The sequence below is a fragment of the Rickettsiales bacterium genome (genome assembly GCA_025210695.1).
GTDB lineage: Bacteria > Pseudomonadota > Alphaproteobacteria > Rickettsiales > CANDYO01 > CANDYO01.
Genome location: JAOARE010000014.1, coordinates 1 through 9145, shown reverse-complemented (window position 1 = coordinate 9145; position 9145 = coordinate 1). Strand labels below are relative to the sequence as shown.

Sequence of the window (9145 nt, the reverse complement as noted above, 5' to 3'; positions counted from 1 at the left end):
TCTTCAGAATCTACTATACCATGTAAGAACCTTAAATAAGATGGAACCAAGTCAATTCCCTCAGCTCCAATAAATACCTTTTTAACATATAATTTAACTTTGCTACGACGATCGGGATTAAATAAATCAAAAGGCTTACTTGATGGAATATAAAGCAAGTTTGTGTATTCAATCATTCCTTCGTTTTTATTGTGTATTACATGCCACGGGCTATCCGGTAAATGAGCAATTTTCTTATAAAACTCTGTATGCTGTTCTTCCGTTATTTCATTTTTAGGACGCATCCAAATAGCAGCAGAACTATTAACTATTTCAATCTCTCCTTCAGTGGGCGTTAACTCAATTGGAAAAGAAATATGATCAGAATAAGTTTGGGCGATGTTTTTTAAGCGGAATTTATCTAGAAAATCATCTTCACCGGATTTAAGATGCAAAATAATTGAAGTTCCACGTGTGGCCTTGCTATCTGTAATTTCTTGGATAATATATTCACCATCTCCTTTTGAACTCCATTTCCAGACCTTATCTTCACCTGCTTTGCGAGAAACAACTTCCACTTCTTCTGCTACCATAAATGAAGAATAAAAACCAACACCAAATTGACCAATTAGTTGAACATCTTTAGTAGCATCACCAGTAAGTTTTGATAAGAATCCTTGAGTACCAGACTTAGCTATGGTGCCTATATTGTCAATAAGATCTTCTCTGTTCATTCCAATGCCGTTATCTGTAATGGTGATAGTTCTGTCTTGTTCATTGGCAATAACTTGAATTTTAAACTCAGAATCGTCATTCTTTAGCTCAGGATTAGTGATACTCATATAACGTAATTTATCGCAAGCATCTGAAGCATTAGAAACTAATTCACGTAAGAAAATATCTTTATTCTCATAAAGAGAATGAATCATTAATTGAAGTATCTTCCCTACTTCTGCATCAAACTTAATATGTTCTTCTTTAGCTGCTTTAGTTTTTTTATTCATGTTATCCTCTCTTTTAAATTATATATCGCTAGTACATATATGAACAACAACTTATAATATCAAGAGGTTATAGAATTAAATTATGTTATCTATTGTACAATTTTATATTTTTTATAACAAATTACAGCAAAAAGCACTGTTAATATGCTACCTCCAATAAAAATAACAATGGCAGTGGGCATAATCGTGTCATCAAAAAGTATTTGCGTCCAGTAAATCTTTCGAGCTGATATAGCAGATATTAATACGTAACTAAGAGAAAGAATTGATCCTTTCATGCGAGGAAGTATTTCAGTTGCTTTCAACATAAATCCCGTTACTAATGCTGAACCAAAAGAAATTATCAAAATAAAAGCTAATATTAGATATGTATTATATCTATCTATACAAGAAACCGCAAATAATCCTAAACAGCCAAACATAAAAATCATGAATCCAAAATTCTTAGTAAAGTCTATCCCTTTTTTAGCAATGATATAAATTGATAAGAATGATGCAAGAACATATAGCATGGAGTCAGCTATCAAAAAGTAACTAAATATTTCTGTATTAATATAGTTATTATGAATAAAAACTATTGAAATATTAGAATAAATTACTACATATGTAGCAGTAGCAAACGCATATATGAATATATAGGTTATGCATTCAAAATTCTTTAGCAACTTCCAATAGTCCTTAAATATCTTCTTAAATACCTGAAGATTAAAAGGTTTCTTTTCTATAGATTCCTCTTTCTTTAAGGATATTAAAGCTAATAATAAAGATATTACAGACAATATTGGAATAATTATGAATGCTATGCGCCAAAAATATATTTTAGCAATCCATAGAGTGAATAGAGGCAGCATTGCTAAAATAAAATATGAAGATCCTTCTGAAAAACCAGCTATTTTACCTGATTGCACAACTGAAAATCTGTCTAAGATAATTAACCAAACTATTATTGTTATAATACCTTCAGAGATTCCTTGTAAGAATCTAAAAAATACCAAAGCTACAAAATTATTATTAAGAAGATAATAGCAAGTAAAACTACTTATTACGTAGAGAATTAAACCTAATATAAATGGCTTTCTTCTTCCATAGATATCAGTTAATGGACCAATTAAACAACTGGAAATCAAAACTCCAACTATATTAAGTCTTATAAGATAATTAGCATCTTCTGAATTAAGATTTAACTCACCTATTATATCGGTCATAAATTGGATATATGTGGTATTTCCAGACTCAACGGCAACAGTTATAATAACCAATAGTAATATAAATAATATATTACTGCTTTGAATTATGTTTTTATTTTTTAACATAAAAGATTATATCTCCTTATATGGTTCACGCAATAACAATTATGTTGCTCCATTGTTAAGATAGCTATAATATTAAGTGCTTAATAGAAACTATGTTAAAAAAATAAAACTACCCTCTGATTAATAGCTCAGCTATTTGCACCGCATTAAGAGCTGCACCTTTACGTAAATTATCAGCAACCACCCACATACTTAAGCCTGAATTAACGCTGGAGTCTTTCCGGATACGTGATACAAATACTGCATCATCTCTAACCACATCTATTGGAGTAGCATATCCTCCATCTTGTGAATTATCCACTACTTCTATTCCTTCTGCTAATTTTAGAATTTTCTTGGCCTCAGCCGCTGTTATGTCTTCTTCAAACTCCACATTTATTGCAGCTCCATGCCCTACAAAAACCGGAACTCTAACGCAAGTTGCAGTGATGTGTATATCATCTCCAAGGATCTTTTTAGTTTCAACCTCCATTTTCCATTCTTCTTTAGTTAACCCAGAAGGAAGAAAATCATCTATATGTGGAATAACATTAAAAGCAATACGCTTTGAAAATTCAGAAGGAGTTGCTTCTTGATACATTAACATCCCTTTTGTTTGATTAAAAAGCTCATCCATAGCCTTTTTACCAGAGCCCGATACTGACTGATATGTGGACACTACAATTCTTTTAATTGCAGCTTCATCATCCAATGGCTTTAATGCAACCATCATGGGAATAACAGAGCAATTGGGGCTGCATATAATATTTTTATGAGCTTTAATTGCTTCAGGATTCACTTCTGGAACAATCAATGGAACCTTAGGATCATTTCTAAAATGAGCTGCCTTATCAATAACAACACATCCCTCATCTGCTATTTTTTGTACGTATTCTTTAGAAATTTTTGATCCTGCAGCAAAGAAAGCAATATCAACATTTTTGAAATCTACTTTATCTATTGTGGTAGCTTTTAAAATTTTCTCTTCACCAAAACTAACTTCCTTTCCTAAAGAAGAGCTTGAAGCTATTGCATATATTTCATCTATAGGAAATTTTCTCTCATCTAAAATAGACAAAACTTCACGGCCAACATTTCCAGTAGCTCCAATTACAGCAATATTATACCTTTCTTTTTTTATCATATTAATCCTTATTTATTCTCATATAATTCTAGAAAATGATCATAAAGCATTTTATGTAAAATGCAAGATATGCACTTAGAAGGAATTAATAGTTAATAATCTTACTCCGTTAGTGTATTAATGCTTGATACGAGCTACTTTACATTATAAAATGGTATATCATGTATAAGTTTATTCTTATATATTTAGAGGTAGATAATAATTAAAGGAGTAAAAAGATGAAAAAAACTTTTCTAAAAACAACCGCTATACTAACAACAAGCGCAGCTTTCTTAACTCTTGCTAGCTTGAGCTATGCGGCGCCTAAAATAGCGCATGCAGCTGTAGCTAGTGGTCATGTAACAACCCAGCCTACAACTCCAGTTGGAGGTGTTGTACATAAAGCTGCACATGCAAAGAATGCAGAAGTTGACCCTCAACAACAAGGTGAAGAGGCAGCTAGTACCAATGGTATGGTATTCTCACAAGAAAGTACTAAAATAAAACAAGAACCTGGACAAGTAACAACTCAAACTTCTGCTGCAATAGAATCTAGTTCATCACCAGAACGCTCTCAAAGTCGAAGATAATAGTTTTTTAGAGGCTAAGATGGCACAGCCTAAATAAAACCTAAGGGGTTGAGTTTTACACATTAATTTTTACGTCAAAATATTGATAAAAAGGTGCTCACCCCTTTAAGAAAACATTAATATATCTATTAATTAATAATCTTTAAATGAGTATTTAAGACATGATTCTGAAGAATTCTTTTCTTATCTCTCTTTCTTTGAAACAACCAATCATATGAGAAGTTTGCATTAAGCTACCAGGTTTATATGCCCCTCTCATAGTTAAACATTGGTGTGAAGATTCTATAAACACCCCTACTCCCTTAGGTTTTAATAATTTATCAATGCACTCAGCTATCTCAATTACCAATCTTTCTTGTATTTGCAGACGTTTAGAAAATACATCAACAATTCTAGCAATTTTACTAAGTCCTATTATCTTTTTATCTGGAATATATGCTATAGTTGCTTTACCAGTTATTGGAACCATATGATGCTCACAATGAGATTCTAGTGCAATTTCACGCAAGACCACCATATCATCATAACCTTTTTGATTAGGAAAAGTTGTATAATCTTGATCATTTATTAATATATTATAGCCACTAAAAAGCTCAGAATAGGAATCCACCACTCTTCTTGGAGTGTTGATCAATTCCTTGCGCTTAGGATCATCACCTGCCCAAGCAATTAAGGTTCTAACCGCTTCTTCAGCTTGTTCTCTACTAGGTTTTTTTATAGTCATTTATCTTCCTTCATATTTCTAAAAATCAGCACTACAAATAATACACCACCTATTAGGGCTAAAGAGCCGCCCACTCCCATAGCTCCCATAAACATCTTGGCCTTAACGCTTAATTCAGTGCCTGGAGCTTTTCTTAAAACTCCATATCCTCCAGAAATGGCTAATGCCGCAACATGGATAAACTGACCCACAGTGTATATCATAATTTGCCATATTGCATGTTTATTATTTACAGACCTAAAACCTACTTTGGGTAATATCATATAAAACAACCCCATTAGTCCCACCGTAATTCCAAGGATCACACCGTGATAATGTGCTGGAACAGTAACATTAGCTCCTGTGATTAAATATCCTATAAAACCACCACTTAAGAGTAAGAATATTGATGAAAATAAGGTGACTGCTTCAAATTTAGATATATTAATTCTCATTCTTGCTAGAAGCCATATTGCTATAATGGTTGCTAATAATCCTCCTATATATTTCATATGTAAAGTGAAAAAGTCGTACAACTGTGCGCTATCGATGGGATAAAACCAATAAACCATGATACTAATGGCTACTAAAAGAAAATTAAACCACTGCAAGTATATAAAAATTGTGTTATCTAAAGAAAGCTTGGAAGTGAGTGTTTTTGCTATTACCATCCAAACGATAATAATCAACTGGATATAGCAAAATTGCAATAAATGACCAGGTCCCCAAAAAAGCAATTGATAATATTCTACTAGGTCAATAAACCTAGCTCCTACAACCTTATTTATTCCACATACTGATTGAACAAAACATATAACCACTATAAGGAATATCATAGCGTTCATATATATGGTAAAACTAACTAGATTATCCTTTATTTTTTTATAGCTAAGGGAAGTTAGAATCGCTTGTAATAATATTCCAGTAATAAATAAAGATATTCCTATTATGAATACAAGATTATGCAATATTGGTATATAGTCACTTTTTATGGCTTCACTGGCACCAATAAATGGAGAGGTTGCTATAAATATCGCGCCAACAACCGAAGAAAGAAATGCAACCAATGAAATTGGTATATAACTTTCTTTAGTCACGATAATCATCAACATAGCGCTGCAAGACATAAACCAAATTAATACCCCAAGATTTACATGTACCATTAATGAAACATTAAATAAATGTTTTAAGTCTATGTATTTAGCTAGAAAAGGAGTTCTAAGGGCGTATGGCAGGAAAGAATAAATTCCTGAGGCAGCAAGAGCCATCACAGCTAAAATAAACCAAGCAATAAACACACATCTAGAAAGTTTATCTTTTGGTAACAATAAATCTAACATCAGTCTCTCCTAAAAATTTATCAATATTATTGATAGCACATAGCTGATGATTTGAAAAGTTATGTTTTATTGTTAATTATTTATTAATTAATAAGGGGTATTGTATTGTACATAAATAAATTTAGGTTAATAATATGAAAAAAACATCTCCACTAGAAGCGAATATAGAAAACACTCATAGATCTTTTGAAGTAGAGCCTGATCTGGTAAAACTTTCTACAGACAAAGGGGGGGATTTTACATAATGCTGTTGGCAGATTAAAATCTCCTAAAATTGCAGCTTATATACTTTGTAGAGGTAAAAATGTAACTATAGAAGGAATAGATTGCTCAACACTGTCTCCTATGGACCTCAGCTTACAAAACTCTGCAGGACAGACTGCTTTAGAATTAGCCAAAATAGAATTATTAAAATCTCATACCTATACAAACATGGATGATATAGTAGCAATAAAACTAATTAATGATTTTATTAAGTTAGCTCAAACAGGAGATTTTCAAAAAATAGCCCATAAAATGGAAAACTATGAAGCTACATATAACAGGGAAAAAAATATTCTTTTAGCTAAACCTAGAAATACAGATATTGCAAAAGAGCCCACTGAAACTAAAGTTAAATTTATGAAAGGGGCACAAATCACTGATGTTAGCAACAATACAATGCCTCATTATCCAAGTTTTGATGAAGAGTGGAGACGGAAAAATAATGCAAATATACGACAAGAATTTATAAGTGCATATAGAGATAATAATTTTCCTCTAATGCAAAGAGTTATAAGTGCATATAAAATCAAATTTAAAGGAAGCGATACAGTAAGTGAACTTGCTTATGAAGCAATAGATCGTAATTGTCTACGTATGACATATGATCTATTACGTCAAGGTAGTGCTTCTAAAGATTATGTGCCAAAAGGAAGAACAGAAACCCTAAAAGACAAATATAATTTAAGAAGTGCTCAAATTAAAGCAGATTTGCAAGTTAAAGAAGCACTTGCAAAAAGTTTTAAAAGACCTATTGATGAGAATAAGGACCTTAGTAATACCACCCCTACTAAAATAACCAAATCTAGTCACAGTAGATATTAAGGAACAGACATGAGTTTCACTTACTAATTGCTGCTTTCACCAAGCATCTTTAAGGCTAAAAACTTGATTCTATATTAAAATCAAGATCTCAAATATGAAACATAAATTAGTTGAGGCTTTTTATATAATATAGTAGTATTCATATAAAATTCTATTCCACAGGAGAATAAACATATATGTCAGCAAAGTTTTTTACATTCGAAGGATGTGAAGGTTCTGGAAAGTCAACTCAGGCTAAATTATTATATCAAGCCTTTGAACAGGTGAAAATTGAGTCTATATTAACTAGAGAGCCTGGAGGAACTGAACCTGCTGAAGAAATTAGAAATCTTCTTCTTCATAGCAAATCTAAGTTCCATCCAATAACTGAGTTATTGCTTCACAATGCAAGTCGTTATGAACATGCCAAAACAAAAATAATTCCTGCCATACGCAGTAAGCAAATTGTAATTTGTGATCGTTTTGTTGACTCTACTATGGCTTATCAGGGATATGGGCATAAATTGGGTAAGAAATTTCCAGCAATGCTCCATAATATGTTTATGGAAGGGTTAGCTCCAGACTTAACTTTCCTTTTAGATGTTGAACCTGAAAGAGGACTTAGCAGAGCCAAAGCCCATGGAAGCTTTGATAACTATGAAAATCTTGATCTAGAGTTTCATAGAAGAGTTAGAGAGGGATTTCTAGAGATTGCTAAAATGGCTTCTAGTCGCTGTATTATACTGAGCTCTGATGAATCAATAAAAGCTATTCATAGTAAAATTATTAAAGCGGTTAATAAGGTTGGAGATTTTAAATTAAAAGAAGTTATTTAAAAGGATTTATATATGAAAAAAATAAAATTATTTTTTATCACTCTATTAATGCCATTAATATGTTTTGCTCAAAGTAAACCAATTGAAAAAACTATTTCAAGTTTTTCTAATGGGTGGAACTATCCTGTATTTAATTTTGATAATCAAGAAGTTACTGTGGCAAATATAATTATTGGATTAATAATTTTTGCTATTGGTCTTAAAATAGCCAAATATTTAGGGAAATCATTAAAGGCTAAATTATTTTCTCTAGTTAAATTTGATAAAAACTCTGCTAATTTACTTTCTAGAGTTATTGATTATATTTTAATAGGTGCAGTTATCATCATAGCCTTAGACATTGCTGGGGTTCCCTTAACCATCTTCACCTTCATTGGTGGTGCATTTGTTGTTAGCATTGGTCTATCTTCGCAGCATCTAGTTAATAACTTCATAAGCGGTCTTGTTTTAATTATAGAAGGAAAAATAAAAGTAGGAGATCTGATAGAGGCTGATGGTCAACTTGGTAGAGTTGATAAAATTGAATCTAGGGCTATAGAATTAAAAACACAAGATAATTTACAAATCACTATACCTCACGTTAAATTAATGCAAGATCGCTTCACCCATTGGAGCCGTTATGAAGGAAAACTTCGAATTTCCACTCATTTCAAAATCAACCATAAAGCCAAACATAGAAAAAATTTTAATAAGATTATTTTGAATGCTGTAGCTAAAACCAAGGGAGTGTTAGAGACCCCTGCTCCGCAAGTTCTTCTTTCAGAGTTCAAAGATAATCATTTATGTTACGAAGTGCGCTTCTGGCTTGATTTAACCTATTCTGAAAGAAAGGCAGTGAAAAGTGAAGTTAATGAAAATATTCTTAGTGCATTAGAAAAGAATGATATTGAACTAGCTATTCCATATTTAAAATCTGTAGTCGATTGATATTTTCGTTTTTATGAAGGTATAACCATACATTATTCTTAGTTCAAAAAGGGGATCGATAAATAATTCAAACTGGATTCTCGTCAAACTTTCGTTTGACAAGAATGACGTACACTTTAAGGTATTTTACCTTCTTTAACTTTGAGTTGTCCCTGCGCTGCGTTCCTCTCATTCATTTTCGTCATCCTTGCGCCTAAATTATATTTTTCGTCATCCTTGCGCCCGTAAGGGCGCGAGGATCTAGTAAAAAACTCATCACATAGAATGGTCTTCTTCTGTAGCAATA

General features: G+C 32.0%; 9 protein-coding genes. 4 read left to right on the top strand and 5 right to left on the bottom strand.

Features of this window, described 5'->3' with window-relative positions; genetic code table 11:
• The 3 genes from htpG to N4A31_01830 form a co-directional block, all read right to left on the bottom strand.
• On the bottom strand, window positions 1–983 hold a 983-nt coding region (gene htpG / locus N4A31_01840; GenBank protein MCT4634976.1), incomplete at its 3' end, for a molecular chaperone HtpG.
• 89 nt (window positions 984–1072) lie between these two features.
• Window positions 1073–2296, bottom strand: coding sequence for an MFS transporter (locus N4A31_01835; protein MCT4634975.1), 1224 nt, complete (start codon window positions 2294–2296; stop codon window positions 1073–1075).
• Between the two features lie 109 nt (window positions 2297–2405).
• Window positions 2406–3419, bottom strand: coding sequence for an aspartate-semialdehyde dehydrogenase (locus N4A31_01830; GenBank protein ID MCT4634974.1), 1014 nt, complete (start codon window positions 3417–3419; stop codon window positions 2406–2408).
• Window positions 3420–3637: 218 nt separating this feature from the next.
• Between N4A31_01830 and N4A31_01825 the strand changes: the two genes are divergently transcribed.
• Window positions 3638–3988: a hypothetical protein gene (locus tag N4A31_01825; protein MCT4634973.1), complete on the top strand. Its 351-nt coding sequence runs from the start codon at window positions 3638–3640 to the stop codon at window positions 3986–3988.
• A gap of 154 nt (window positions 3989–4142) precedes the next feature.
• On the opposite strand, the gene folE is transcribed toward N4A31_01825, so the two are convergent.
• Both folE and N4A31_01815 read right to left on the bottom strand, forming a co-directional pair.
• Entirely contained in the window at window positions 4143–4712 is a 570-nt protein-coding gene (gene folE, locus N4A31_01820) for a GTP cyclohydrolase I FolE (GenBank protein ID MCT4634972.1), read from the bottom strand.
• A complete protein-coding gene (locus tag N4A31_01815) occupies window positions 4709–6031 on the bottom strand; it encodes a cbb3-type cytochrome c oxidase subunit I (protein ID MCT4634971.1) in 1323 nt (440 codons plus the stop codon). Before N4A31_01815 ends, folE begins: the two co-directional genes overlap by 4 nt.
• 345 nt (window positions 6032–6376) lie before the next feature.
• Between N4A31_01815 and N4A31_01810 the strand changes: the two genes are divergently transcribed.
• The 3 genes from N4A31_01810 (at window position 6377) to N4A31_01800 (ending at window position 8859) form a co-directional block, all read left to right on the top strand.
• Entirely contained in the window at window positions 6377–7117 is a 741-nt protein-coding gene (locus N4A31_01810) for a hypothetical protein (protein ID MCT4634970.1), read from the top strand.
• 176 nt (window positions 7118–7293) lie between these two features.
• The gene (tmk, locus tag N4A31_01805) at window positions 7294–7932 is read left to right on the top strand and encodes a dTMP kinase (GenBank protein MCT4634969.1); all 639 of its coding nucleotides are present in this window, start codon (window positions 7294–7296) and stop codon (window positions 7930–7932) included.
• A gap of 12 nt (window positions 7933–7944) precedes the next feature.
• Window positions 7945–8859, top strand: a complete 915-nt coding sequence (locus N4A31_01800) for a mechanosensitive ion channel (GenBank protein MCT4634968.1) — start codon at window positions 7945–7947, stop codon at window positions 8857–8859.
• Window positions 8860–9145: the final 286 nt, after the last annotated feature.

What these genes read in the sequence shown, in the direction of transcription:
- N4A31_01835 (MCT4634975.1), bottom strand. Translation starts at nt 2,296, where the DNA reads ATGTTAAAAAATAAAAACATAATTCAAAGCAGTAATATATTATTTATA.
- folE (MCT4634972.1), bottom strand. Translation starts at nt 4,712, where the DNA reads ATGACTATAAAAAAACCTAGTAGAGAACAAGCTGAAGAAGCGGTTAGA.
- tmk (MCT4634969.1), top strand. Translation starts at nt 7,294, where the DNA reads ATGTCAGCAAAGTTTTTTACATTCGAAGGATGTGAAGGTTCTGGAAAG.
- N4A31_01830 (MCT4634974.1), bottom strand. Translation starts at nt 3,419, where the DNA reads ATGATAAAAAAAGAAAGGTATAATATTGCTGTAATTGGAGCTACTGGA.
- N4A31_01810 (MCT4634970.1), top strand. Translation starts at nt 6,377, where the DNA reads ATGGACCTCAGCTTACAAAACTCTGCAGGACAGACTGCTTTAGAATTA.
- N4A31_01800 (MCT4634968.1), top strand. Translation starts at nt 7,945, where the DNA reads ATGAAAAAAATAAAATTATTTTTTATCACTCTATTAATGCCATTAATA.
- N4A31_01825 (MCT4634973.1), top strand. Translation starts at nt 3,638, where the DNA reads ATGAAAAAAACTTTTCTAAAAACAACCGCTATACTAACAACAAGCGCA.
- N4A31_01815 (MCT4634971.1), bottom strand. Translation starts at nt 6,031, where the DNA reads ATGTTAGATTTATTGTTACCAAAAGATAAACTTTCTAGATGTGTGTTT.